The 23,003-nt window shown below is 66.2% G+C and carries 26 protein-coding genes; 19 read left to right on the top strand and 7 right to left on the bottom strand.

The window, feature by feature from the left end; translation table 11 throughout:
* The first annotated feature begins 101 nt into the window (after nucleotides 1–101).
* The 6 genes from hpnC (at nucleotide 102) to F2P45_RS20870 (ending at nucleotide 5,232) form a co-directional block, all read left to right on the top strand.
* Nucleotides 102–911 (top strand): squalene synthase HpnC, encoded by an 810-nt coding sequence (hpnC, locus tag F2P45_RS20895; protein ID WP_166879479.1) that lies wholly within the window; start codon nucleotides 102–104, stop codon nucleotides 909–911.
* A 109-nt stretch (nucleotides 912–1,020) separates the two neighbouring features.
* Nucleotides 1,021–1,854 carry a presqualene diphosphate synthase HpnD gene (gene hpnD / locus F2P45_RS20890; protein ID WP_166879476.1) on the top strand — a complete coding sequence of 278 codons (834 nt, stop codon included), beginning with the start codon at nucleotides 1,021–1,023 and terminating at the stop codon, nucleotides 1,852–1,854.
* 4 nt (nucleotides 1,855–1,858) lie between these two features.
* Nucleotides 1,859–3,184, top strand: coding sequence for a hydroxysqualene dehydroxylase HpnE (gene hpnE, locus F2P45_RS20885; RefSeq protein ID WP_166879590.1), 1,326 nt, complete (start codon nucleotides 1,859–1,861; stop codon nucleotides 3,182–3,184).
* A gap of 124 nt (nucleotides 3,185–3,308) precedes the next feature.
* Nucleotides 3,309–3,446, top strand: a complete 138-nt coding sequence (locus F2P45_RS20880) for a hypothetical protein (protein ID WP_166879473.1) — start codon at nucleotides 3,309–3,311, stop codon at nucleotides 3,444–3,446.
* Between the two features lie 17 nt (nucleotides 3,447–3,463).
* The gene (locus F2P45_RS20875; protein WP_166879470.1) at nucleotides 3,464–4,405 is read left to right on the top strand and encodes a DUF1700 domain-containing protein; all 942 of its coding nucleotides are present in this window, start codon (nucleotides 3,464–3,466) and stop codon (nucleotides 4,403–4,405) included.
* Nucleotides 4,406–4,425: 20 nt separating this feature from the next.
* Nucleotides 4,426–5,232, top strand: a complete 807-nt coding sequence (locus tag F2P45_RS20870; RefSeq protein WP_166879467.1) for a head GIN domain-containing protein — start codon at nucleotides 4,426–4,428, stop codon at nucleotides 5,230–5,232.
* Here F2P45_RS20870 and F2P45_RS20865 read toward each other — a convergent pair.
* The gene (locus F2P45_RS20865; protein ID WP_166879465.1) at nucleotides 5,219–6,457 is read right to left on the bottom strand and encodes a TIGR03862 family flavoprotein; all 1,239 of its coding nucleotides are present in this window, start codon (nucleotides 6,455–6,457) and stop codon (nucleotides 5,219–5,221) included. The two genes, F2P45_RS20870 and F2P45_RS20865, sit on opposite strands and share 14 nt — an antisense overlap.
* Before the next feature lie 187 nt (nucleotides 6,458–6,644).
* Between F2P45_RS20865 and F2P45_RS20860 the strand changes: the two genes are divergently transcribed.
* The 3 genes from F2P45_RS20860 (at nucleotide 6,645) to F2P45_RS20850 (ending at nucleotide 8,820) form a co-directional block, all read left to right on the top strand.
* Nucleotides 6,645–6,848, top strand: a complete 204-nt coding sequence (locus F2P45_RS20860) for a helix-turn-helix transcriptional regulator (RefSeq protein WP_166879462.1) — start codon at nucleotides 6,645–6,647, stop codon at nucleotides 6,846–6,848.
* Nucleotides 6,845–7,777, top strand: a complete 933-nt coding sequence (locus tag F2P45_RS20855; protein ID WP_166879460.1) for an alpha/beta fold hydrolase — start codon at nucleotides 6,845–6,847, stop codon at nucleotides 7,775–7,777. Before F2P45_RS20860 ends, F2P45_RS20855 begins: the two co-directional genes overlap by 4 nt.
* 116 nt (nucleotides 7,778–7,893) lie before the next feature.
* Complete coding sequence (locus tag F2P45_RS20850; RefSeq protein ID WP_166879458.1) at nucleotides 7,894–8,820, top strand: hypothetical protein; 927 nt, start codon at nucleotides 7,894–7,896, stop codon at nucleotides 8,818–8,820.
* Nucleotides 8,821–8,846: 26 nt separating this feature from the next.
* On the opposite strand, the gene F2P45_RS20845 is transcribed toward F2P45_RS20850, so the two are convergent.
* Nucleotides 8,847–9,518 carry a GntR family transcriptional regulator gene (locus F2P45_RS20845; RefSeq protein WP_166879456.1) on the bottom strand — a complete coding sequence of 224 codons (672 nt, stop codon included), beginning with the start codon at nucleotides 9,516–9,518 and terminating at the stop codon, nucleotides 8,847–8,849.
* A 189-nt stretch (nucleotides 9,519–9,707) separates the two neighbouring features.
* Between F2P45_RS20845 and dctP the strand changes: the two genes are divergently transcribed.
* The 10 genes from dctP to F2P45_RS20795 are packed head-to-tail and all read left to right on the top strand — an operon-like array spanning nucleotide 9,708 to nucleotide 18,644.
* A complete protein-coding gene (gene dctP / locus F2P45_RS20840) occupies nucleotides 9,708–10,724 on the top strand; it encodes a TRAP transporter substrate-binding protein DctP (protein WP_166879453.1) in 1,017 nt (338 codons plus the stop codon).
* A complete protein-coding gene (locus F2P45_RS20835; protein WP_166879451.1) occupies nucleotides 10,721–11,287 on the top strand; it encodes a TRAP transporter small permease in 567 nt (188 codons plus the stop codon). The genes dctP and F2P45_RS20835 overlap by 4 nt, the downstream gene beginning before the upstream one ends.
* On the top strand, nucleotides 11,284–12,633 hold the full coding sequence (locus tag F2P45_RS20830) for a TRAP transporter large permease (RefSeq protein WP_166879448.1): 1,350 nt from the start codon (nucleotides 11,284–11,286) through the stop codon (nucleotides 12,631–12,633). Before F2P45_RS20835 ends, F2P45_RS20830 begins: the two co-directional genes overlap by 4 nt.
* Nucleotides 12,634–14,301 carry a malonate decarboxylase subunit alpha gene (mdcA, locus tag F2P45_RS20825; RefSeq protein WP_166879445.1) on the top strand — a complete coding sequence of 556 codons (1,668 nt, stop codon included), beginning with the start codon at nucleotides 12,634–12,636 and terminating at the stop codon, nucleotides 14,299–14,301.
* A 14-nt stretch (nucleotides 14,302–14,315) separates the two neighbouring features.
* A complete protein-coding gene (mdcC, locus tag F2P45_RS20820; RefSeq protein ID WP_166879443.1) occupies nucleotides 14,316–14,630 on the top strand; it encodes a malonate decarboxylase acyl carrier protein in 315 nt (104 codons plus the stop codon).
* Nucleotides 14,627–15,538, top strand: coding sequence for a biotin-independent malonate decarboxylase subunit beta (locus tag F2P45_RS20815; protein ID WP_166879440.1), 912 nt, complete (start codon nucleotides 14,627–14,629; stop codon nucleotides 15,536–15,538). Before mdcC ends, F2P45_RS20815 begins: the two co-directional genes overlap by 4 nt.
* On the top strand, nucleotides 15,535–16,251 hold the full coding sequence (mdcE, locus tag F2P45_RS20810) for a biotin-independent malonate decarboxylase subunit gamma (protein ID WP_166879438.1): 717 nt from the start codon (nucleotides 15,535–15,537) through the stop codon (nucleotides 16,249–16,251). Before F2P45_RS20815 ends, mdcE begins: the two co-directional genes overlap by 4 nt.
* Nucleotides 16,235–16,879: a malonate decarboxylase holo-[acyl-carrier-protein] synthase gene (gene mdcG, locus F2P45_RS20805; protein WP_166879436.1), complete on the top strand. Its 645-nt coding sequence runs from the start codon at nucleotides 16,235–16,237 to the stop codon at nucleotides 16,877–16,879. The genes mdcE and mdcG overlap by 17 nt, the downstream gene beginning before the upstream one ends.
* On the top strand, nucleotides 16,876–17,751 hold the full coding sequence (gene mdcB, locus F2P45_RS20800) for a triphosphoribosyl-dephospho-CoA synthase MdcB (RefSeq protein WP_166879433.1): 876 nt from the start codon (nucleotides 16,876–16,878) through the stop codon (nucleotides 17,749–17,751). Before mdcG ends, mdcB begins: the two co-directional genes overlap by 4 nt.
* Nucleotides 17,748–18,644: an ACP S-malonyltransferase gene (locus F2P45_RS20795; RefSeq protein WP_166879430.1), complete on the top strand. Its 897-nt coding sequence runs from the start codon at nucleotides 17,748–17,750 to the stop codon at nucleotides 18,642–18,644. Before mdcB ends, F2P45_RS20795 begins: the two co-directional genes overlap by 4 nt.
* A gap of 5 nt (nucleotides 18,645–18,649) precedes the next feature.
* Here the strand turns inward: F2P45_RS20795 and moaD are convergent, their stop codons facing one another.
* The 5 genes from moaD to F2P45_RS20770 all read right to left on the bottom strand — a co-directional run bounded on the left by moaD (nucleotide 18,650) and on the right by F2P45_RS20770 (nucleotide 22,779).
* On the bottom strand, nucleotides 18,650–18,907 hold the full coding sequence (gene moaD / locus F2P45_RS20790) for a molybdopterin converting factor subunit 1 (RefSeq protein WP_166879428.1): 258 nt from the start codon (nucleotides 18,905–18,907) through the stop codon (nucleotides 18,650–18,652).
* Nucleotides 18,908–18,913: 6 nt separating this feature from the next.
* Nucleotides 18,914–20,170, bottom strand: a complete 1,257-nt coding sequence (locus tag F2P45_RS20785) for a molybdopterin molybdotransferase MoeA (RefSeq protein ID WP_166879425.1) — start codon at nucleotides 20,168–20,170, stop codon at nucleotides 18,914–18,916.
* Between the two features lie 4 nt (nucleotides 20,171–20,174).
* Complete coding sequence (gene thrC / locus F2P45_RS20780) at nucleotides 20,175–21,650, bottom strand: threonine synthase (protein ID WP_166879422.1); 1,476 nt, start codon at nucleotides 21,648–21,650, stop codon at nucleotides 20,175–20,177.
* A 692-nt stretch (nucleotides 21,651–22,342) separates the two neighbouring features.
* The gene (locus tag F2P45_RS20775; RefSeq protein ID WP_166879419.1) at nucleotides 22,343–22,555 is read right to left on the bottom strand and encodes a hypothetical protein; all 213 of its coding nucleotides are present in this window, start codon (nucleotides 22,553–22,555) and stop codon (nucleotides 22,343–22,345) included.
* Entirely contained in the window at nucleotides 22,555–22,779 is a 225-nt protein-coding gene (locus F2P45_RS20770; protein ID WP_166879416.1) for a hypothetical protein, read from the bottom strand. Before F2P45_RS20770 ends, F2P45_RS20775 begins: the two co-directional genes overlap by 1 nt.
* Nucleotides 22,780–23,003 lie beyond the last annotated feature (224 nt).

Raw genomic sequence — 23,003 nt, 5'->3', positions numbered from 1 at the left:
ACTACTTACTTCGCCGACCCTGAGAGCTAACTGACTTTCTGGTTAGTAATTATAATCCTGCAAGTTTTATTTGCAAATGACTTTTGCGTCATTAATAAGCCATGCCTGTCGATCACTACGAGAATTTCCCTGTTGCCTCGATTTTGCTGCCCAGGCGGCTGGTGCCGGCGGTCGAAGCGATTTACGCCTTCGCCCGCACGGCGGACGATATCGCCGACGAAGGCGACGCCAGCGGCCCGGAGCGCCTGAGCGCCCTGACCGCCTACGAAGCCGCGCTCGACGCCATCGGCCGCGGCGAGCACCAGCGCGAGACGCTGTTCCGCCGCCTGGCCGAAGTGATCGCCCAGTACAAGCTGCCGCTGCAACCATTTTACGACTTGCTCTCGGCCTTCAAGCAGGATGTCGATACCAAACGCTATGCGAACGTCGACCTGCTGCTCGACTACTGCCGGCGCTCGGCCAATCCGGTCGGTTTGCTGATGCTGTCGCTGTACGGCGCCGTGGACGAGGCCAACGTGCGCGATTCCGACGCCATCTGCTCGGCACTGCAACTGATCAACTTCCTGCAAGATGTCGGCATCGACCGTCAAAAAGACCGTATTTACATCCCGATGGATGACTTGCAGCGCTTCGGCGTGGCGCCTGAAGAGCTCGACAAACACAATACCGGCGGCAACTGGCGCCCGCTGATGGCCTTCGAGGTGGCGCGTGCGCGCGCCCTGATGCAAAGCGGCGCCCCGCTGGCGCGCCGTTTGCCGGGCCGCATCGGCTGGGAATTGCGGCTGGTGATCCAGGGCGGCCTGCGCATCCTGGAAGAAATCGAGAAAGCCGACTACGACGTCTTCAACCAGCGCCCGCAGCTCAAACTGCCTGACTGGATCGCCATTCTGTGGCGCGCGCTGCGGATGTGAACCGCTGTAACTGCCCTTGCCCGCGAAAAAACCGTCATCGCCCCTCTCGTCCGGGGCGCATCGGCTATAGAATAGCGGCTTCGCTTCGCACACCCTTGCATTTTTGACCATGTCTCCTGACGAATACTGCCAACAAAAGACCGTCCAGAGCGGCTCCAGCTTCTATTACAGCTTCCTGTTCCTGCCGCCGGAGCGGCGCCGCGCCATTACCGCGCTGTACGCCTTTTGCCGCGAGGTGGACGACACGGTCGACGAATGCACCGACCAGTCGATCGCGCGCATCAAGCTGGCCTGGTGGCGCACTGAACTGGCGAGCATGTACGCCGGCACGCCCACGCACCCGGTGACGCAAGCCTTGCAGCCGCACCTGGCGGTCTACAGCCTGCAGGAAAAGCACATGCAGGCCATCGTGGACGGCATGGAAATGGACCTCGACCAGACCCGCTACCTCGACTACACGGCCATGAAGCGCTACTGCTGGCACGTGGCCAGCGTGGTCGGCATTTTGTCGGCCAGCATTTTCGGCGTGACCAATCCGAAGACGCTGGAGTACGCCGAACAGCTGGGCCTGGCGTTCCAGTTGACCAACATCATTCGCGATGTGGGCGAAGATGCGCGCAAGGGCCGTATTTACCTGCCCGTCAACGAATTGCAACAGTTCGGGGTGACGGCGGCCGACCTGCTCAACGCGCGCCACAGCGACAAGTTCGAAAACCTGATGCGTTTCCAGACCGAACGCGCGCAAAAAGTCTACGACGACGCTTTCGCCCTGCTGCCGAAAGAAGACCGGCGCGCCCAGCGGCCCGGCCTGATGATGGCGGCCATCTACCGCACCGTGCTCGACGAAATCGAGCGCGACAAGTTCCACGTCCTGAACCAGCGCATCTCGCTCACGCCGCTGCGCAAACTCTGGCTGGCGTGGAAGACCTACATCCGTGGCTGACGCCATGGCCGGCGTGCCGGCCAGCGCCGCCGTCATCGGCGCCGGCTGGGCCGGTTGCAGCGCGGCCGTCGAACTGGCGCGCGCCGGCTGCAAGGTCACCTTGTTCGAAGCGGCCCGCACGCTCGGCGGACGGGCGCGCGCGGTCGACGTGCAAGGCCGCCAGCTCGACAACGGCCAGCACATCTTGCTCGGCGCCTACAAGGAGTCGCTGCGCCTGATGCGCGCGGTCGGCATCGACGCCGGCGCCGCCATGCTGCACCTGCCCTTGCAGATGCGCTATCCCAAAGGCAGCGGCGGCATGGATTTCGTGGCCCCGCGCCTGCCGGCGCCGCTGCACCTGGCGCTCGCCCTGCTGCGCGCCGACGGCCTGGCGTTCGCCGACAAGATGGCGCTGGCGCGCTTTTCCTCGACCGCGCGCTGGATGGACTGGCGCCTGCACAACGATTGCAGCGTCAGCGAATTGCTGGAGCGCTACGACCAGACCGAGCGCCTGATCGAACTGATGTGGCGCCCGCTGTGCCTGGCCGCGCTCAACACCGCGCCCGAACGCGCCTCGGCCCAGGTGTTCCTGGCCGTGCTGCGCGACAGCCTGGGCGCGAGCCGTTCCAGTTCCGACATGCTGCTGCCGCGCCTGGACCTGAGCGCGCTGTTTCCGGTCGCCGCCGCCGCCTTCGTCGACAGCAAGGGCGGCTCGGTGCGCCTGGGCGCCAAGGTGGCGTCGCTCGCGTCGCAGGGCGGCCGCTGGCTGCTTGGCGATAGCGAGGCGTTCGACGCCGTGGTCATCGCCACGCCGCCGCCGGCCGCCGCCACCCTGCTGGAACAGGCCGGCGCGCCCGAGCTGGCGGCGTCGCTCGGGCACTTCGAGTACGAACCGATCACCACCTGCTATCTGCAATATCCGGCCGCGACCCGGCTCGATCTGCCCTTCTACGCCCTGCGCGACAACGCGGCAAGCGGCCACTGGGGCCAGTTCGTGTTCGACCGCGGCCAGCTCGATCCTGCCCAGGCCGGCATGTTCTCGGTGGTCATCAGCGCCTCGGGCGCCGCCTCGGAACTGGGACGCGAGGCGCTGGCCCAGGCCGTTGCCGAGCAGTTGGCTGTTGTTTTGAACCGCCCCGAACTGGCGCGCCCGGACTGGGTCCAGGTGATCAGCGAAAAACGCGCCACCTTCGCCTGCACGCCCGGCCTGGCGCGTCCGGCCAACGATACCGGGCTGGCGCGCCTGGCGCTGGCCGGCGACTACACCGCCAGCGACTACCCGGCCACCATCGAGTCCGCCGTGCGCAGCGGCGTGGCCGCCGCCCGCCTGTTCACAGGCAAGCGCAAGTGAACGGCTATCCCCCGATTCGGTCGTTTGCGGCGCAGAAAGTGCAGCCTGTCGCATTCCGCTGGAGCTGAACCGTCCGTTTTCGTACAGTAGCACTATCGAAACAGGTTTTTTACACGGACAGTACATGAACATCGCACTCGGACTTCGCGCACTCGCTTTACTGGCTTTTGTGGTCGCGAGTACCGCCGTCATCGTCATGCCCGACTTGCTCGGCGGCGACTTGCAGATTTTTCATTCGGGCGTGGCGCTGAGCCACTCCTGATCAACAAGGCGATCATCATGGGCAAACTCGACTATCTCGACGCGCTGCGGCGCGCCATGGCGGGCATTTCCGCCGACACCCAGGCCAAGACCCTGGCCTATTACGAACAGCGCTTCGTCGACGGCGTTGCCGCCGGACGCAGCGAAGAAGACGTGGCCGCCGAACTCGACGAGCCGAAAAAGATCGCCATGACCCTGCGCGCCAGCGTGCACATGCATTCTTTCGAGCAAAAGAAGAACCCGGCCAACCTGCTGCGCCTGCTGGTGTCGATCGCCGGCCTGGCCATCTTCAATCTCTTCATGGTGGTGCCGGCGCTGGTGTACGCCGCCTTCCTGGCGATCCTGTACGCGGCCGGACTGGCGTTTTACGTGGCCGGCATCGCCATTACCGCCAGCGGCCTGTCGGGCGCCACCGAACTGGTGCTCGACGGCCCGTTCCGCGAGATGATCCTCAGAAACGCGTCCGAGGAAGAACGCGACAAGCTCCAGGTGATCGTTTCCATCGGCGAAGAAGGCGTGCATTTTCACCAGGCGCGCATCGATAACGATGACGTCAAGCACACCGAGGCCGAGGCCGAGGCCGACACCGCCGCCGCCATTCTCGACGCCGGCGACGTGGTCGAAGAAGCCATCGCCAGCAGCGGCGAAGCGGCCAGCGTGGCGCGCGAAGCCGGCGACGCGGTACGCCGGGTCGCCAGGGAAGCGGCGGCGGCACGCGCGGCCGGCGCCGAGGTCGAGAAGCGCAGCGTGGTGCGCCGCGCCGAAGAAGCGGCCGGACGCGGCGTGCGCATCACCACCGAACTGGAACCCGGTTCGCGCACCACGCAAACCTTGTTCGGGCTGGGCATCGTACTGGCCGGGATCATCGTCTTCCTGCTGTGCCTGGTCATTACGAAATACACGATGATCGGCTTCCGCCGCTATATCGACATGAATGTTTCCCTGCTCAAGGGCAACTGAACGCGGAACCGGAGAATCTTATGCGCTCACTACTCAAAGTCGGCTTCGGCCTGCTGCTCCTCGCGTTCGTGCTGATCGCCCTGTTCTACAGCATGCTGCGCGCCCAGGGCACGACGCGCCCGAGCAATCGCGAGGGCCGCATGGTCACCAGCGAAACGCGCACCGTTTCGGGCGGCATCACCACCATCAACCTCGGCGGCCCGATCGACATGACCTTGCGCCAGGGCGCGGTGCCGTCGCTGATCGTGCGCGGCGAACAGCGCCTGCTGTGGAATGTGGAAACGGTCGGCGAAGGCAGCACGCTCAACATCGAAACCAAGGGCATGCTGCTGCACCACAAGCAGCCGCTGCAAGTGGTACTGGTGCTGCCCGCGCTCGACACCTTGCGCATCCGGGGCAGCGGCGACAGCACCGTCAACGGTTTCAGCGGCGACAAGCTCGAACTGCAATTGCACGGCTCCGGCGACGTCAAGTTCAACGGCCGCTACCGCGAGATCGAGGCAGTCCTGCAAGGCAGCGGCGACATTGAACTGAACGGCGGCAGCAGCGACAAGGTCGATGTCAACGTGGTCGGTTCGGGCAGCATGACGGTGGTGGGCGCGGCCAAGGCGTTCAAGGTGGCGCAGATGGGGTCGGGCGACCTGGACGCAGAGCACCTGAGCGCCGAGACCGTCACCATCGACCTGATGGGTTCCGGCAGCGCCGTGGTCCAGGCCCGCAAGAGCGCCTCGGTCAACCTGCGCGGCAGCGGCGACATCAGCGTGCACGGCAGCCCCGAGCAGCGCAACGTCAGCCGCAACGGCTCGGGCGACGTCAGCTTCGAGTGAGCCAGTTCAAGGCCCCGAGGCCGGCGGCGCGGCCGCTGGCGAAGCAGGCGGTGAGCAGGTAGCCGCCGGTCGGCGCTTCCCAGTCGACCATCTCGCCGGCCGCGAACACCCCCGGCACGGCGCGCAGCATGGCGTTGGCGTCGAGCGCGTCGAAACGCACCCCGCCGGCGCTGCTGATCGCCTCGTCGATCGGGCGCGCGCGCTTGAGCGTGACCGGCAGCATTTTCAGGGCCGCAGCCAGGCGCGCGCTGTCGCCGAATTCGGCCGCCGACAGGCATTCGCGCAGCAATCCCGACTTGACGCCCTTGATCCCCAGCCGGCTTTGCAGATGGCTCGACATCGAACGCGAGCCGCGCGGGCGCGTCACTTCCTCGAACACCTTCCCGGCGCTGAAGTCGGGCACCAGGTCGAGCCAGATGGTGGCGCTGCCGCTGGCGGCGATCTGCTCGCGCAGGCCGGCCGACAGGGCGTAGATCAAACTGCCTTCGACGCCGCCGGCGGTGATGACGAACTGGCCCTGGCGCTTGTGCGGCGCACCGTCGCTGCCATGCGCGGTAATGGCCACGGTGGTCAGCGGCGCGCCCGCGTGGCGGCTGCTGAAATGCTCGCTCCAGTCGGTGTCGAAACCGCAGTTCGACGGCGCCAGGGGCGCCACCGGCACCGAGCGCTCCCGCAGCAGCGGCACCCAGGCGCCGTCCGAGCCCAAACGCGCCCAGCTGGCGCCGCCGAGCGCCAGGATGACCGCATCGAAGAGCGCTTCACGCTCGCCGTCCGGGGTGGCGAAGCGCAGCGCTTCGCCGTTCCAGCCCAGCCAGCGATGGCGCATGTGGAATTGAACGCCGCCTTCGCGCAGGCGCTGCAGCCAGGCGCGCAGCAAGGGCGCGGCCTTCATATCGGCCGGGAACACGCGACCGGAGGTGCCCACGAAGGTGTCCACGCCGAGGCCGTGAATCCAGTCGCGCACCGCCTGCGCGTCGAAGCCGGCCAGCCACGGCGCCACCTGGGCGGCGCGCGCCCCATAGCGCTGGCCGAATGCAAGCGCCGGCTCCGAATGCGTGATGTTCATCCCGCCCTTGCCCGCCAAAAGGAATTTGCGACCGACCGACGGCATGGCGTCGTACAGGTCGACCGCCGCGCCGCCCTGGCTCAACACTTCGGCGGCCATCAGGCCGGCCGGACCGCCGCCGATGACGGCGACGCGGGCTTGGGAAGGAAGTTCTGGCATGGCATTCTCGGTACGGCGTTTGGACGACCCGCATTGTAGTCGACTTCAGGAGGCGAAAAACAGATGTAAAGCATGCTTGACATCGAATCTGTCGATCCCTACCATCTCAAGCCTGCTTGACAAGCACGGAGGCGGACATGCGCGACAAGATCATCGGCCGGCTCCTGCTGCGCAAGATCACAAACATATGAACAACACCCTCCGCGTCATGCGCGCGCGGTACGGCTGGAGCCAGGCGCACCTGGCCGACCTGCTCAAGGTATCGCGCCAGAGCGTCAACGCCATCGAGACCGGGCGCCACGACCCGAGCCTGCCGCTGGCGTTTGCCATTGCCCGGCTGTTCGCGCAGCCGCTCGAATCGATTTTTCATCCCGACCAGGAGATACCATGATCGCCCGCTTTGTATTCGCCTTGACGCTGGCCGCCGGCGCGCCCGCCTTTGCCGCCGACGCCCCGCCAGCCCCACCCGCCAACCGCTTCGCCGCCACCCTCGTTCCCGCCGAACGCTTCGAGATCGGCGCCGTGCAGGTCGAACGGCATGGCAAGGGCCGACGGGCGCTGATCCTCATTCCCGGCCTGGCCAGCGGCTCCTGGGTCTGGCAAGGCACGGCGCGCCAATTCATGGGCGACTACAGCGTCTACATCGTCACCCTGCCCGGCTTCGACGGCCGCGCGCCGGTACCCGGCAAGCAGATGGAAGCGGCCCAGAGCGCACTGGCGCAGCTGATCGACACGCGCAAACTCGTCAAGCCGGTGCTGGTCGGGCATAGCCTGGGCGGTGTGCTGGCGCTGTCGCTCGCTTCGCAGCGCCCGCAGGCGATCGGCGGGGTGATCAGCATCGACGGCTTGCCGGTGTTTCCCGGCGCCGAAGACCTGACGCCGCGCCAGCGCGAGCAGATGGCGCAGCAACTGGCGCGCCGCATGGCGCCGGCCGACCAGCGCGCCTTCGCCGCGCAGCAGCAGGACTACATGCGCGGCACCGGCGTGGTCGACATGGCGCGCGCCGACGAACTGGCCAGGCTCAGTGCGCGCAGCGATCCGGGCGCGGTGCTGCAATACATGGCCGAAACCTTCGCCATGGACCTGCGCCCGGCGCTGCCGCAGATCAGCGCGCCGGTGCTGCTGATCGCGCCGTATTTCGAGGCCGACGCCAGCGCCCATGAGCTCACCGCCGAGACCAAGAAGGCCTACTACGCATCGCTGATCGAGGCGGCGCCGAAAGCGCAGGTGGTCACCGTTGCCCCGGCCAGGCACTTTGCCATGATCGACCAGCCGGAACAGGTGAACGAGGCGATCCGCGGCTTCCTCAACGGCCTGTAATCGTGCGTCCGGCTGCTACGCGCGGTGGCGTTTTTCGCTACGCGATGCAGCTTTGACAATTATCAAGAATGGCATTGCACACTGCTGGTTCCCGCTGTATCAACTCTGGAGACCACATGAAAAGTGCACTGGCCATTCTGGCGATTTGCGCATCCTTCACCGCGCTGGCGGCGCCGGCCGCCGCGCCATCGACAACCGTGCGCGCCGGCGACACCCTGCGCCTTGATCCCACCGCGGCCAACGTCAAGCGCGTGCGCGCCGCCCTGCACGCGGCCCGCTCCGAGAACGACAAGATCGACCAGATCCGCCGGCTCGCCACCCTGTACTCGCGCAGCAATGCCTCCGGCATGAACGACGCCATCGTGAGCGAGCTGCGCACACTGGCCGCGTCGCCCAGCCGGCGCATCGCGCGCAGCGCCATCTACCCGCTGGCGCAAGCCGTCGGCGCCGAGGAGACCATCGAGATCCTGCTGCGCGCCAAGCGCGCCGGCCTGATGGAAAGTGAAGAAATCGCCGGCGAACTGGCGCGCGCCCTGCGCTTCGCGCCGCGCGAACAGCAGCTGCGCTACGTGCAGCTGATCGCCGCCGAACAATCGCGCTACGGCGTGGACGTGATGGTGTCCGGCTTCGGCAGCAATCTGCTCGACCCGATGCTGCCCGAAACGCGCCAGGCCGTCGGCGAACTGCTGCGCCGCACCCGCATCGATTTCCCGCGCGCGGCCGCCAGTTTCGGCTACGTGGACGCGATCCGCTACGCCGGCTGGCTGCACGCCAGTGCGCTGACGGAGCAATGGATCACCCGCCAGCCATACGAGGTGACGGTCATGGCGCACCTGGACGACCCCGAGACCGACCCGCGCAAACTGATCGCCTACCTCGGCACGGCCGAAGGCAAGGAGCTGATGGCCCGGGTCGGCCGGCGCGGCCCCCTGGCCGGCGCGGTGCGGCGCGCCAGCGGCTACGCCGACGCCTATCCCCACAGCCTGCACGTGAAAAAACTGGTGGCCGACATCGTCGGCACCTGGCACAAGCTGCCGGCGTAGCGCTGGCCGTGTAAGGCGCGCGGCGCTCAGGACTGGTTCAAGGTACCGGCGGCCAGCTGCGGCAGGGAGGCCATCAGGTCGGCGAAGCGCTGGCCCTGGATCATCACATGGCTGCGGGTAAGCCGCTCGGCCTTGTCGCCATCGCCGGACAGGATCGCCTGTACCAGGCCGTCGTGTTCTTCGTACGAGGCCGCGACCCGGTCGCGCACGCGCAGCTGCAAGCGCCGGTACGGGCGCAGGCGGCGGTACAGGTTGCGCGTCTGCTCCAGCAGGAACTGGTTATGGCTGCCCGCGTAGATGGCTTCGTGGAAGGCTTCGTTCTTGTAGTAGTACGCATCCGGATCGCTGGCGTCGCGCGCCTCGCGGCAGGCCAGGTGCGCCGCCAGCAGCCTGACATGATCGGCCGCCGTCATGCGGCGCGCCGCCAGCCGGCTGCAGGTCGCCTCCAGCTCCGACATCACTTCGAACATCTCCACCAGCTGGTGCGGCCCCAGTTCGGCCACCACCGCGCCACGGCGCGGGCGGATCACCACCAATCCCATCGACGACAACTGGATCAGCGTTTCGCGGATCGGCGTGCGCGACACACCGAAGCGCGCAGCCAGTTCGGTCTCGTCCAGATGCTGCCCGGGAGCCAGTGCGCCGACCGCAATCAGCTCTTCGATCTGCTCGCGAAGTATTTCAGAACGGCTAGTCATGTGTATTTACTGTCACCGGTTGTATACAAGATTTCATTATAAAAGCACGATAGAACTTGACAAGGTATTTTTAGAAATATTACTGTATACCAAGAAACGACGTTTGCATTCGCCAAATCCGTGCGTTTGTTGCGACGGTCGTTCCGATGTAGTGCCACCCCGCGAAGTTTCCATCATCTTGGAGGATGTATGACCGTAATGACCCGCAGAACCGTGCTTGCCGCGCTCGCCTCGAGCCCACTCTGGATGCACAATGCCTGGGCCCAGACGACCAGTTTGAAAATCTCGCACCAGTTCCCAGGTGGCACGATCAACGAAGGCGACTTCCGCGACCGTCTGTGCCGCATGTTCGCCGCCGAGGTGGAAAAGCGCAGCAAGGGTGCGCTCAAGTTCTCGATCTATCCGGGTTCCTCGCTGATGAAGACCAACGCCCAGTTCTCGGCCATGCGCAAGGGCGCGCTCGACCTGTCGCTGGTGCCGCTGTCGTACGCCGGCGGCGAAGTCCCGGAAGTGAACATCGGCCTGATGCCCGGCCTGGTCACCACCTACGACCAGGGTTACAGCTGGAAGAACGCCGAAGTGGGCAAGGAACTGGCGCGCATCCTGGCTGAAAAAGGCATCGTGGTCCTGAGCTGGATCTGGCAGGCCGGCGGCGTGGCCTCGCGCAGCAAACCGATTGTCGAACCGGAAGACGTGCGCGGCATGAAAGTGCGCGGCGGCTCGCGCGAGATGGACCTGATCCTCAAGGCCGCCGGCGCCGCCGTGGTCACCCTGCCGTCGAACGAAATCTACGCCGCCATGCAGACCGGCGCGATGGATGCGGCGCTGACCTCGTCCACCTCGCTGATCTCGTTCCGCCTGGAAGAAGTATCGAAAGCCCTGACCACCGGCCGCGGCGGCGCCTACTGGTTCATGTTCGAACCGCTGATGATGTCGAAGGCGATCTTCGACCGCTTGAGCAAGGAACAGCAGGCGATCCTGATGGCGGTCGGCGGCGAACTCGAAAAGTTCGCGCGCACCTCGGCCCAGGCCGACGACGCGGCCGTCGCCGCCGTGTACCAGAAAGCCGGCGCCAAGGTGGTCGACCTGAACGCGGCCGTCGTCAAGAAGTGGCAGGCGATCGCGCGCACCACGGCGTGGACCGACTACCGCGAAAAGAACGCGAACTGCGCCAAGCTGCTCGCACTGGCCGAGAAAACCTTGTGAGCCACGGCTTCGAACTGGCGCCGGCCAAAGGGCCGGCGGTACCCGACAACCCGACCCTCGCGAAGATCTCGCGGCTGCTCGACAGGCTCAACAGCCTGTTGCTGTTGCTGTCGATGTGGGCGCTCGTCATCACCGCCCTGGTGCTGACGTACTCGGTGGTGTCGCGCTACTTCTTCAAGCTCCCCACCGACTGGCAGGATGAAGCAGCCGTGTTCATGCTGGTCGGCGTGACCTTCTTCTGCACCGGCTACGTGCAGTCGTACCGGGGCCATATCGGCATCGAGGCGCTCTCGTCCCTGCTGCCGCCGAAGCTCAACGCGGTGCGCCTGTTCCTGGTGGACCTGATCTCGTGCCTGTTCTGCGCCTTCTTTTCGTGGAAGTCGTGGACGCTGTTCCACGAAGCCTGGGTCGACGGCCAGACCACCTCGTCGACCTTTGCGCCGCCGCTGTGGATCCCGTACGGCATGATGGCGCTCGGGATCAGCATCCTGACCTTGCAGATCCTGATCCAGGTCCTGGCCCATATCACCAATAAACCAGCAGACCAGCGGAGCGCTCAATGACCGACCTGACCCTCGGCGCCCTGTACGGCGTCGTCACCCTGATCGTCATGTGCTCCGGCATGCCGATCGCCTTCGCCCTCGGGGTGGTGGCCATTACCTTCATGTTCTTCTTCATGCCGTCGTCATCGCTCGACACCGTGACCCAGAACGTGTACGAAGAAATGGCGTCCATCACCCTGCTCTCGATCCCCCTGTTCATCCTCAAGGGGGCGGCGATCGGCAAGTCACCTGCGGGCAAGGACCTGTATTCGGCCATCCACACCTGGCTGCACAAGGTCCCCGGAGGCCTCGGCATCGCCAACGTGTTTGCCTGCGCGCTGTTCGCGGCGATGGCCGGTTCGTCGCCCGCGACCTGCTCGGCAATCGGCTCGGCCGGCATTCCGGAAATGCGCAAGCGCGGCTACTCGCCCGGTTTCGCGGCCGGTATCATCGCCGCCGGCGGCACCCTGGGTATCCTGCTGCCGCCGTCGATCACCATGATCCTGTACGCGGTGGCGGCGGAACAATCGCTCGGCCGCCTGTTCCTGGCCGGGATCGGCCCTGGCGCGCTGCTGGTCGCCCTGTTCGCCGGCTATGCGGTGTACCGCGCGCGCAAGGAATACGGCATGGCCAAGGCCATCTACGAAGCGGGCGGCGACAAGTCGCCCTACCTCGAGACCGAGCACTTCACCCTGCGCGAAAAAGTCGAAATGCTGCCGCGCGTGCTACCCTTCATCGTCCTGCTGATCGGCGTGATGGTGGCGCTGTACGGCGGTTACGCCACGCCGTCCGAGACGGCCGGCCTTGGCGCGATGCTGGCGCTGGTACTGATCGCCGTAGTCTACAATGTGTGGCGGCCGAAGGACCTGGCGCCGATCCTGTCGTCGACCATCAAGGAATCGACGATGCTGTTGTTGATCATCGGGATGTCGCTGCTCTATTCGTACGTCATGAGCTACCTGCATATCAGCCAGTCGGCCGCGCAGTGGGTGGTCGACATGCACCTGTCGCGCTGGGTGCTGCTGTCGGTGATCCTGCTGATGGTGGTGGTGTTCGGCTTCTTCCTGCCGCCGGTATCGATCATCCTGATGACCGCGCCGATCATCCTGCCGCCTTTGAAAGAAGCCGGCTTCGATCTGATCTGGTTTGGTATCGTGATGACCGTGGTGATGGAAATGGGGCTGATTCACCCGCCGGTGGGCTTGAATATCTTCGTGATCAAGAACATCGCGCCCGATATTCCGCTCAAGGATGTGATCTGGGGCGTCATGCCCTTCCTCGGTCTGATGTTCGTTGCGGTGGTGCTGTTGTGCCTTTTCCCTTCGATCGCGACCGGCCTGCCTGACATGATGATGGGAGCAAAATAGATGAGTGCATCGCCAGCGAAGTGGAACACGCTGCAAACCAACCGCGCCGCACGCCTGGCACGCGCCGGCGCCTCGCTTGGCGGTGCGCTCGACGGCAAAGCGCTGCCGGCGGCGCTGCTGGCCGACCTGCTGTATGCCGTGATCGAGCGGGGCGACCGCGTTTGCCTCGAAGGGAACAACCAGAAGCAGGCCGATTTTCTCGGCCAGGCGCTGGCGCAGCTCGATCCGGCAAGGGTGAATGGCCTGCATATGCTGCAATCGGTGCTGGCACTGCCGCAGCACCTCGACGTGTTCGAGCGCGGGGTCGCCGACCGCCTCGATTTTTCATTCTCCGGGCCGCAGGCCGGGCGCGTGGCCAAGCTGCTCGAAGCGGGCAAGCTCAAGATCGGCGCGATCCACACCTATCTTGAGCTGTTCAGCCGTTACTTCATCGACCTCACGCCGCGCGTCTGCCTGATCGCGGCCGAAGCGGCCGACCGCCACGGCAACCTGTACACCGGCCCGAATACCGAAGACACCCCGGCAATCGCCGAAGCGACCGCCTTCAAGAACGGCATCGTGATCGTCCAGGTGAACCGTATCATGGACACCCTGCCGCGCGTGGACATTCCCGGCGACTGGGTCGACTTCGTGGTGCAGTCGCCGCGTCCCTACTATATAGAACCGCTGTTTACGCGCGACCCTGCGCAGATCTCGGAAATCCAGGTGCTGATGGCGATGATGGCCATCAAGGGCATCTACGCGCCCTACGAAGTCGACCGCCTGAACCACGGCATCGGCTTCGACACGGCGGCCATCGAACTGCTGCTGCCGACCTACGGCGAGTCGCTGGGCTTGAAGGGAAAAATCGCACGGCACTGGGCGCTCAATCCGCACCCCGCGCTGATTCCCGCGATCGAATCGGGCTTCGTCGAATCGGTGTATTCGTTCGGCTCGGAGCTTGGCATGGAAGACTACATCCGCGCCCGGCCCGACGTCTTCTTCACGGGGCCGGACGGCAGCATGCGCAGCAACCGCGCCCTGTGCCAGGCCGCCGGCCACTACGCCTGCGACATGTTCATCGGCTCGACCCTGCAGATCGACTTGCAGGGCAACTCCTCGACCGCGACCCAGGGCCGCATCGCCGGCTTCGGCGGCGCACCGAACATGGGCGCGGACGCGCGCGGGCGGCGCCATGCCAGCCCGGCGTGGCTGAAAGCCGGCCAGCAGGCGCGCGAGGGCCGCAACACCATCCCGCGCGGCCAGAAATTGGTGGTGCAGATCGTCGAAACCTTCCGCGAGCACATGCAGCCGGCGTTTGTGAACAAGCTCGATGCGTGGGAGCTGGCCGAGCAGGCCGGCATGGCGCTCCCGCCGGTGATGATCTACGGCGACGACGTGACTCACATCCTGACCGAGGAAGGCATCGCCAACCTGCTGCTGTGCCGCAGCGACGAAGAGCGCGAGCAAGCCATTCGCGGCGTTGCCGGCTACACGCCGGTGGGCATGGGGCGCGACCGGCGCATGGTGGAGAACTTGCGCGATCGCGGCATTATCGCCCGCGCGGAAGATATCGGCGTCGACAAACGGCTCGCCACGCGCGACCTGCTCGCCGCCAGGAACATGAAAGACCTGGTGCGCGCCTCGGGCGGTTTGTACAACCCGCCGAAGCGCTTCCGCAACTGGTAGAAACTGGAGACTTTATGGAAACGCTCGAATATCGCTTCGAAAACGGCAGCCGCGTACTGCCGGCGCAGGCGCAGGTGGTGGGCGTGGTCGGCTCAGGCAATCTGGAAGTGCTGATCGAATCGGCGCCCCTTGGCGGCGCCTGCGCCATCGCCATCAAGACCGCCGCCGTGGGCTTCGGCGCCACCTGGGAAGCGGTGATGCGCGACTTTCACGAGCGCTGGCAACTTGCCGACACGCGCATCGACATCAACGACATGGGCGCCACGCCCGCCGTGGTGAGCCTGCGGCTGGACCAGGCGGTGCAAACGATGCTGGGAGAAGACGCATGAGCAGCGCAGTGAGTAGTTACCTGGAACTGACCGCGCGCGAACGCCTGGCGCGCCTGTTCGACGCCGGCAGCTTCGAAGAATTCCTGCCGCCGTCGGCGCGCGTGGTCAGCCCGCACCTGGGGCAGCTCGACGCGCCGGTCGCCTTTGACGATGGCGTTGCCGTGGGCCGCGCGCAGCTGGCCGGCCAGCCGGTGTTTTGCGCCGCCCAGGAAGGCGGCTTCATGGGTGGGGCCGTCGGCGAAGTCCACGGCGCCAAGCTCACCGGCCTGCTGCGCCGCGCGGTGCGCGATAGCGCCGCCGCCGTGGTGCTGCTGCTGGAGAGCGGCGGCGTGCGCCTGCACGAAGCCAACGCCGGCCTGATCGCCGTGTCCGAAGTCATGCGCGCCCTGCTCGACGCGCGCGCCGCCGGCATCCCGGTGATCGTGCTGGTGGGCGGCTCGAACGGCTGCTTCGGCGGCATGGGCATCGTGGCGCGCTGCGCCAACGCGGTGGTGATGTCGGAAGAAGGCCGGCTGGCCATGTCCGGCCCCGAAGTGATCGAAACCGCCTCCGGCGTCGAAGAATTCGATTCGCGCGACCGCGCCCTGGTCTGGCGCACCACCGGCGGCAAGCACCGCTACCTGATGGGCGACTGCCAGGCCATCGTGCCCGACGAGGTGCGCGCCTTCCGCGACGCCGCCATCGCCGCCATCGCGCACAGTTCGGCCGCCGGCGTGGAACTGAGCCTGGCCGCGCTGGAAGCCGAACAGGATTTACTGGCCGGCCGGATTGCCCGCTTCGGCGGCTGCGCCGATCCGCTCGACGCCTGGCGCGAACTGGGCATTCCTGAGCCGGCCGCCGTGCCGATGATGGAAGCCGACGCCTTTTCCGCCCTCGCGGCAAGCCACAGACCTGGAGCAGCACAATGAACTGGAATGAACTGGCCGCACAGCTGTTCCCCGAAGGCCATGCGATCACGGAAAGCGACAACTTCCTCTCCGGCAGCGCGCGCCTGGCCGGCGCCGACATTGCGGTTGTCGGCACTACCGGGCACGCCCCGATCGGGGTCGAAATCGCGCTGGCACAGGCCCGCTTCGTGCTGCAAACGGTGCGCGAGCATCCGGGCCGGCCGATCCTGATCATGGTCGACACCCAGGGCCAGCGCCTGCGCCACCGCGACGAAATGTTGGGCATCAACAGCTTCATGGCGCACCTGGGCAAATGCGTGGACCTGGCGCGCCGCTCGGGCCACAAGATCGTCGGACTGGTGTACGACCAGGCGCTGTCGGGCGGGTTTATCACCAGCGGCATGATGGCCGACGCCTGCTACGCCCTGCCCGACGCCACCATTCGCGTCATGGGCTTGCCGGCGATGGCGCGCATCACCAAGGTGCCGGAAGAACGGCTGACCGAACTGGCCGTATCGAATCCCGTTTTCGCACCGGGGCCGGAGAACTACGCCCGCATGGGCGGCATCGAGGCGATCTGGGATGGCGACCTGGCCGCCAGCCTGGCCAAGGCGTTCAGCGATGCCGGCGCCACCGACGTGCGCAGCGCGCGCGGACTGGAACGCGGCGGGCGCAAGTTGGCGCAACCGGTCATCGCCGCCATCGTCGCAGGGTCGAATGTACTCGCGCCATGACCACGCCTGGCTGAACAGCGCCGGCTGGGCCGCCGCGCTCGACGGCGCGGTGGCCGCCCATGCGCAGGCGCTGGAACAATGGCGCCGGCACGACTGGCCGTTGATCGTTACGCGCCGCACACCCGATGCCCTGCCGGATGCGGTGTGCCTCGGCCTGGCGCTGCCTCCGGACGCGGGCCGCAAACTGCGCATCGCTTTGCAGGTCCATCAAAACAGCGTGGCCCGCGTCGGCCATGCGCTGGCGCTGCACGCCGCCGCGGCAGCGGCGCCGGCGCGCTGGGCCGCGCCACTGGCGGCGCTGCTGGCCGATGCCGGCAACATCACCTTGCGCGCCTACGGCTCGCTGGCCCTGCAAGCCGTCACAGGCCTGGCCTATCTGACCGAATCGTCCGACATCGACCTCTTGTTCAAGCCTGCCAGCCCGCACGAGCTCGACGCCGGCATGCAGGTTCTGCAAACGCATGCCCGGCACCTCCCGCTCGACGGCGAGATTGTTTTTCCGGACGGCGCCGCCGTCGCCTGGAAAGAGTGGCGCGATGCGGCCGCCGCCGGCGCGCGGGTGCTGGTCAAGGACGCCGTCGGGGTGCGGCTGGCGACCACGGATTCGCTGCGGGAGCTGCTCGCATGATGAATGCGTTTTCCCTCGCGCCACCGGTTACCGATGCACGCCGCTTCAGCCGGCATGCCGCGCGGCTGGCCATCGCCAGCCTGTATGCCGAACTGGCGCTGTACCCCAAACCGGGGCTGGTGTCGATGGTCGACAACGGCAGCCACGCCGACATGAACGCCGCCACCTTCATGCGCAGCCTGTTCTCGCTGCGCCATTACTTCCGCCATATTTGCCTCGCCGGTGGCCAGGGCGCGCCATTTGCCACGCTCAAGCGGCTCGGCATCGACGCCGAAGAACGCATGCTGCGCGCCACCGGCGGCGTCAACACCCATCGCGGCGCCATCTTCAGCCTTGGCCTGCTGTGCGCCGCCGCCGGACGGGCCTACGCCCACGGCGGCGACCTGACCGCGGCAGCGCTGCAGGCGCACCTGCTGGCGGGATGGGGCAAGGAGCTGGGTAGCCACACGACGGCGATCCATCAGCAGTCGCACGGGCTGGCGGCCGCTGCAAAGCACGGCGCCAAAGGCGCGCGCCACGAAGCGGCCAGCGGCCTGCCCTCGGTCTTCCGCACGGGCCTCGGCGCCCTGCGCCGTACGCTCAACGATGGCCGCGCCATGCGACAGGCGCGCATCGACGCGCTGTTCGCGCTGATGATCCATGTCAGCGACACCAACGTGGTGCACCGGGGCGGACCGCAGGGCGCGGCCTTTGTCCGCATCCAGGCCAGCGCCTTTTGCCATGCCGGCGGTACCGCGTCGACAGGCTGGGAGGCGCACGCGCTGGCGATCCACCACGCCTTCGTCGAGCGCAATCTGTCGCCCGGCGGCGCAGCCGACCTGCTGGCGGCAAGCTGCTTCGTGCACACGCTGACCGTGGAGCACGAACGGTGACCCAGGGCCTGTTCATCATGTGCTCGGGCCAGGGCGGCCAGCATGCGGGCATGTTCGACCTGGCCCGCAGCGACCCCGCCGCCGCCGCCCTGCTCGACCAGGCGGGCATCAGTCTGGGTACTTCCACGCTGTTCGATAACGCAGTCGCCCAGCCAGCGATTGTCGCTGCCGCGCTGACGCTATGGGAAGCCCTGCGCGCACACCTGCCCACACCAATGCTGGCCGCCGGTTACAGCATCGGCGAAGTCGCCGCGTGGTCGGTGGCGGGCGCGCTGGCGCCCCTCGACGCCATTGCGCTAAGCCGGGTACGGGCGACGGCGATGGACGATGCGGCACGTGCCGGGCCGGAGCAGGCGCTGGTTGCCATCAGCGGCGTGGCGATCGACAAAGCCGCCACACTGGGTGCGGAATACGGGTACGAGATCGCGATCGTCAACGGCTACGATACCTGCATTGCCGGCGGTCTGGCCAAGGATTTGGCGGCACTGGGCGATGCGGTGGCCGCCGACGGCGCAAAACTCCAGCGCCTGCCGGTCGCGGTGGCGTCGCATACGTCGCTGATGGCACCGGCCGTTCCGGCTTTCGACGCGGCCCTGCAGGCGCTGCGGTTCGCCACGCCGGCATGTCCGGTACTCGGCGGCGTGAGCGCACTGGCGCTGCACACAAAAACGCAGGCCGTGGATGAATTATCGCGTCAGCTGGTGCAAACGATCCGCTGGAGCGACTGCATGGATGCGGCGGTGGAAGCCGGCATTACGGTGGCGCTGGAACTGGGGCCGGGGTCGGCCCTGGCGCGGATGATGCAGGCGCGCCATCCGCACATTGCCTGCCGCTCGGTCGCTGATTTTCGCAGTATCGACGGCGTCGCCGCCTGGGTCGCTCGTCAGGAATAGCCGTTTCAACCGCCCGTTACGGGCGGGAAGAACGCCACTTCGGCGCCCTCTTCCACTTCCTGGTCCGGGCCGCACATGACCTGGTTGCAGGCCATGCGCAGGGAGCGCTGCTCCGACAGCGCCTGCTCCCACTTCGCGCCGCGCTCCATGAGATGGCGGCGTACCTGGCCGACCGTGCCGATCCCCGCTGGAAGCGTGACCGTTTCCTGGGACGTGCCAAGTGCCTCGCGCACGCTGGCGAAAAAACGCAGTGTAATGTTCATCGATGCCTAATGCTGTAATTCGCTAAATGGGATGAAGCGCACGATGTCGCCCGCCTTGATCGTCTGGCCGGCCGGATTGTCGAGCAGGCCGTCGCCCCAGACGGTGGACGTGAGCACGCCCGAACTCTGGTTGGGGAACAGATCGAGCCCGCCGGCGTCGTTGATGCGCACGCGCAGGAACTCGTTGCGGCGGTCGGCCCTGGGCCAGTCGAAGTCGGCGCGCATGGCGTGCGCGCGCGCCTCGACGCTGCCGCTCACGCCCTGCAAACGCAGGATGAACGGGCGCACGAACAGCAAAAATGTCACGAAACTCGACACCGGATTGCCGGGCAAGCCGAGGAAGAACGCCGATCCGTCATCGCGATCGACTTCGCCGAAGGCCAGCGGTTTGCCCGGCTTGACGGCGATCTGCCACATGTTCAGGCGCCCTTCGGCCTCCACCGCCGGTTTGATATGGTCTTCCTCGCCGACCGACACGCCGCCCGAGGTGATGATCAAGTCGTTCTGGCGCGCGGCGTTGCGCAGGGTCTCGCGGGTCGCGTCCAGCGTATCGGGCACGATGCCGAAGTCGCTGATCGCGCAGCCCAGGTTCTCCAGCAGCGCGCGCAGGGTGAAGCGATTGGAATTGTAGATGGCGCCCGGCGCCAGTTGTCCGCCCGGCGCTTCGCCCGGCATGGTCAGTTCGTCGCCGGTGAAAAACACCGCCACGCGCAGGCGGCGGTAAACCGGCAGGTTGGCCAGGCCGACCGATGCGGCCAGGCCCAGCTCCTGGCTGCGCAGGCGCGTGCCGGCGGCCAGGATGGCGCCGCCGGCTTCGATATCTTCGCCGGCGCGGCGGATCCATTCGCCCGCCTGCGGCGCGTGTTTGATGGTGACCGTGTTATCAGGTCCGGCTTCGCACTGCTCCTGCATCACCACCGCGTCGGCCCCTTGCGGGATCATGGCGCCGGTGAAGATGCGCGCCGCAGTGCCGGCTTCCAACGGTTTTCCGACCGTGCCGGCCGGGATGCGCTGGGTCACCGTCAAGCTGGCCGCGCCGCTGGCGCAATCGGCCGCGCGCACGGCGTAACCATCCATCTGCGTGTTGTCGGCGGACGGCACGTCGATAGTCGAGACCTGGGCGGCAGCGAGCACGCGGCCGTTGGCGCCCAGGGTCTGCACGACTTCCGCCTCATGCACGGGACGCGCGGCGGCTTCCAGGAAGTCGAGCGCCTCGCGCACCGACAGCATCGGCGGGCGGCTCTTGGGTGATTCGTTCGCCATGCTGTTACAGACCCGTGTTGGCGGCGATGTAAGCCTGCATTTGCTTCACGTCGGCCGGCATGACGACGAACTTCTGCGGCAGCGATTCGATGTCTTCGAAGCCCGGCGGACGCTCGGCGTCCACGCCCAGCGCGTCGAGGATGGTTTCGTTGAACTTGGCCGCCAGCGCGGTTTCGAGCACGATCATCGGCACGCCCGGCGCCATGTACTGGCGCGCCACCTTGATGCCGTCGGCGGTGTGGGTGTCGATGGTGATGTCGAAGTCGTCGGCCACGTCGCGGATGGTGTCGAGCCGGTCCTTGTGGGTCGATTTGCCCGACGAGAAACCGTAGTTCGAGACCAGCTTGAATTCGTCGCCGTCGCTGCCCGGTTTGCCCGACAGGTCGAAGCCGCCCTGGGTTTCCACCTTGTGGAACAGCGCGCGCACGCGCTCGGCGTCGCGCCCCACCAGGTCATAGATGAAGCGCTCGAAGTTGGACGCCTTGGAGATGTCCATCGACGGGCTGCTGGTGTGGTACGTTTCGGCCGACTTGCGCACGCGGTACACGCCGGTGCGGAAGAATTCGTCGAGCACGTCGTTTTCATTCGTGGCGGCGACCAGGCGGTCGATCGGCAGGCCCATCATGCGGGCGATGTGGCCGGCGCAGATATTGCCGAAGTTCCCCGACGGGACCGTGAACGAGACTTTTTGCGTATTCTCGGTGGTGGCCGCGAGGTAGCCGCGGAAGTAGTACACCACCTGCGCGACCACGCGCGCCCAGTTGATCGAGTTGACGGTGCCGATTTTTTGCTTCGCCTTGAACGGCAGGTCGTTGGAGACCGCCTTGACCAGGTCCTGGCAGTCGTCGAACACGCCTTCGACGGCGATGTTGAAGATGTTCGGGTCCTGCAGGCTGAACATCTGCGCGCTCTGGAAGGCGCTCATTTTCTTGTGCGGCGAGAGCATGAACACGCGGATGCCCTTCTTGCCGCGCATGGCGTATTCGGCGGCGCTGCCGGTGTCGCCCGAGGTGGCGCCAAAAATGTTCAGCTCCGCGCCGTCCTTGGCCAGGGTGTATTCGAACAGGTTGCCCAGCAACTGCATCGCCATGTCCTTGAAGGCCAGGGTCGGGCCGTTCGACAGCGCTTGCAGGATCAGCGTTTTGTCGCCGTTTTGTTCGAGGATGCGCAGCGGCGTGATCTCGGCGCTCTTTTCGCCTTTGCGCACGTTGCGGTAAACGTCCGCCGTGTAGGTCTTTTTGGTGAGCTTTTTCAGGTCCGCTTCGGGGATGTCGGTCGCGAATTTTTTCAGGATCTCGAAGGCCAGGTCGGCGTACGACAGCTTGCGCCAGGCATCGAGTTCGGCGCCGGTCACCTGCGGATACTCGGCCGGCAGGTACAGGCCGCCGTCGGGCGCAAGGCCGCCCAGCAGGATGTCGGAGAATTGTTGGGGAGCTTGCGAAGCGGTGGCCTTGGCGGCGCGGGTAGACACGTAGTGCATAGAGTGGGTAGGTCCGTTTTGGCTAACAGCAGGGAGCAGAACAATGCGATCGAACTCTTATTATAGTGCGGCGCGCCGGACGGTGCGTATTCGGGCATGTTTTCCGGACGTGCACCATCAGGCCACGGACGGATCTTGTCGTCCAGTCCGAACGCCTGGCGTTCCATGGCGATGAGGTTGCGCAAGGCGTCGGCCAGCGTCTTCATGGTGCCGGCGCGGGAATTGAGGGGCATAAGCTTCTCGAACAGCTCAAGGCGCTTGTTGACGCCCTTCTCGTCTGGAGCGCACAGCATCGCCGCCAGGTCGCGGAAGAGGTCCGCGTGGTCCGTCTGGATTTCCAGTTCTTCGAGCAGCTGCATCGACAAGCGCCGCGTGCGCTGAATGTCCGAGCGGTGCGACAGGATGATCTGCGACTGCATCGCCGCGGTGACCTCCACGATCTCGCGCTCGCGCGCCGGCGACAGCGGTTCGGCGGTGGCCGGCACAACGGATTGCTCGATAAGCGACATCGCCTTCGCGCGGATTTTGACGCCCAGGTGCCGGCTGATGTTGAGCTTGGCGAACCGTTTGTCCATCGCCGCGCGTGAAACGCCATGCTCTACCGCCATTTGCTGCTTCGTCTTGATACCGGCGCGCCAGTCCTTTTCGACCAGATCCCAGTCGATCACCTACTTTTTCTTTCGCCATGGGAATCAACGCGCTTTCTGATATTTGCCCTGCAGGGTGCCGATCGAGTCGACACAGTCGTGACCCAATGCCCAGCTGCGGGCGAACTCGACGTCCTCGAAGTCGTCTTCGGGAACTTGGGCGCGCAGCCATGGCGCGGCCGCATTGCGCGCCTGGTAGATCGTGGGCTGGGCCTGCCCGGCCACGGGGTCCTGCTCGACGGGGGTTACTCGTGCCATCACGGACGCCCAAAAAGAAGCCCCGCACGCATTGCTGCGCCGGGGCTGGTGCCTGATTGCTCAGGCAACGGTGGAAGGGAGAATGCTGCGCGCATGAAAAAGGCCAGCGGGACGAGCGTCGCGCTGGCGTCAATCTGCTTGGTGCCCGGTGGCAGGCCCCGCCCTATCTGGACGGTGGCGTGCAGCGCGAACATGAATTGGCCGCCCTGCTCCTTGGCGGGCATGACGCCGGCGAGTCGCCTGGTGCGTTATGCCCGCCCAACGGCGAGACGATCCGACGTCGTCCTCTTGAAAGTGCCCGGGTTGAAGGCCCTTTTCGCAGGCTCTATGACGTTTTCGGTGAAACTTGACGACCGCCACGGTATCGCCTAATTGAAATCGACCGCTGCGCGGCGGCCTGCAAGGGATTGACGGGTAAATGAGCGAGTTTGGACATGCGCAGATAGGC

Origin of the sequence: Massilia mucilaginosa (assembly GCF_011682145.1) — a bacterium.
In the GTDB taxonomy this organism is placed as follows: domain Bacteria; phylum Pseudomonadota; class Gammaproteobacteria; order Burkholderiales; family Burkholderiaceae_D; genus Telluria_A; species Telluria_A mucilaginosa.
The sequence above is the reverse complement of the archived record's forward strand: the minus strand, read 5'-3'. Positions and strand labels throughout refer to the sequence as shown.

What these genes read in the sequence shown, in the direction of transcription:
- hpnC (WP_166879479.1), top strand. Translation starts at nt 102, where the DNA reads ATGCCTGTCGATCACTACGAGAATTTCCCTGTTGCCTCGATTTTGCTG.
- hpnD (WP_166879476.1), top strand. Translation starts at nt 1,021, where the DNA reads ATGTCTCCTGACGAATACTGCCAACAAAAGACCGTCCAGAGCGGCTCC.
- hpnE (WP_166879590.1), top strand. Translation starts at nt 1,859, where the DNA reads ATGGCCGGCGTGCCGGCCAGCGCCGCCGTCATCGGCGCCGGCTGGGCC.
- F2P45_RS20880 (WP_166879473.1), top strand. Translation starts at nt 3,309, where the DNA reads ATGAACATCGCACTCGGACTTCGCGCACTCGCTTTACTGGCTTTTGTG.
- F2P45_RS20875 (WP_166879470.1), top strand. Translation starts at nt 3,464, where the DNA reads ATGGGCAAACTCGACTATCTCGACGCGCTGCGGCGCGCCATGGCGGGC.
- F2P45_RS20870 (WP_166879467.1), top strand. Translation starts at nt 4,426, where the DNA reads ATGCGCTCACTACTCAAAGTCGGCTTCGGCCTGCTGCTCCTCGCGTTC.
- F2P45_RS20865 (WP_166879465.1), bottom strand. Translation starts at nt 6,457, where the DNA reads ATGCCAGAACTTCCTTCCCAAGCCCGCGTCGCCGTCATCGGCGGCGGT.
- F2P45_RS20860 (WP_166879462.1), top strand. Translation starts at nt 6,645, where the DNA reads ATGAACAACACCCTCCGCGTCATGCGCGCGCGGTACGGCTGGAGCCAG.
- F2P45_RS20855 (WP_166879460.1), top strand. Translation starts at nt 6,845, where the DNA reads ATGATCGCCCGCTTTGTATTCGCCTTGACGCTGGCCGCCGGCGCGCCC.
- F2P45_RS20850 (WP_166879458.1), top strand. Translation starts at nt 7,894, where the DNA reads ATGAAAAGTGCACTGGCCATTCTGGCGATTTGCGCATCCTTCACCGCG.
- F2P45_RS20845 (WP_166879456.1), bottom strand. Translation starts at nt 9,518, where the DNA reads ATGACTAGCCGTTCTGAAATACTTCGCGAGCAGATCGAAGAGCTGATT.
- dctP (WP_166879453.1), top strand. Translation starts at nt 9,708, where the DNA reads ATGACCGTAATGACCCGCAGAACCGTGCTTGCCGCGCTCGCCTCGAGC.
- F2P45_RS20830 (WP_166879448.1), top strand. Translation starts at nt 11,284, where the DNA reads ATGACCGACCTGACCCTCGGCGCCCTGTACGGCGTCGTCACCCTGATC.
- mdcA (WP_166879445.1), top strand. Translation starts at nt 12,634, where the DNA reads ATGAGTGCATCGCCAGCGAAGTGGAACACGCTGCAAACCAACCGCGCC.
- mdcC (WP_166879443.1), top strand. Translation starts at nt 14,316, where the DNA reads ATGGAAACGCTCGAATATCGCTTCGAAAACGGCAGCCGCGTACTGCCG.
- F2P45_RS20815 (WP_166879440.1), top strand. Translation starts at nt 14,627, where the DNA reads ATGAGCAGCGCAGTGAGTAGTTACCTGGAACTGACCGCGCGCGAACGC.
- mdcE (WP_166879438.1), top strand. Translation starts at nt 15,535, where the DNA reads ATGAACTGGAATGAACTGGCCGCACAGCTGTTCCCCGAAGGCCATGCG.
- mdcG (WP_166879436.1), top strand. Translation starts at nt 16,235, where the DNA reads ATGTACTCGCGCCATGACCACGCCTGGCTGAACAGCGCCGGCTGGGCC.
- mdcB (WP_166879433.1), top strand. Translation starts at nt 16,876, where the DNA reads ATGATGAATGCGTTTTCCCTCGCGCCACCGGTTACCGATGCACGCCGC.
- moaD (WP_166879428.1), bottom strand. Translation starts at nt 18,907, where the DNA reads ATGAACATTACACTGCGTTTTTTCGCCAGCGTGCGCGAGGCACTTGGC.
- F2P45_RS20785 (WP_166879425.1), bottom strand. Translation starts at nt 20,170, where the DNA reads ATGGCGAACGAATCACCCAAGAGCCGCCCGCCGATGCTGTCGGTGCGC.
- thrC (WP_166879422.1), bottom strand. Translation starts at nt 21,650, where the DNA reads ATGCACTACGTGTCTACCCGCGCCGCCAAGGCCACCGCTTCGCAAGCT.
- F2P45_RS20775 (WP_166879419.1), bottom strand. Translation starts at nt 22,555, where the DNA reads ATGGCACGAGTAACCCCCGTCGAGCAGGACCCCGTGGCCGGGCAGGCC.
- F2P45_RS20770 (WP_166879416.1), bottom strand. Translation starts at nt 22,779, where the DNA reads ATGCCCGCCAAGGAGCAGGGCGGCCAATTCATGTTCGCGCTGCACGCC.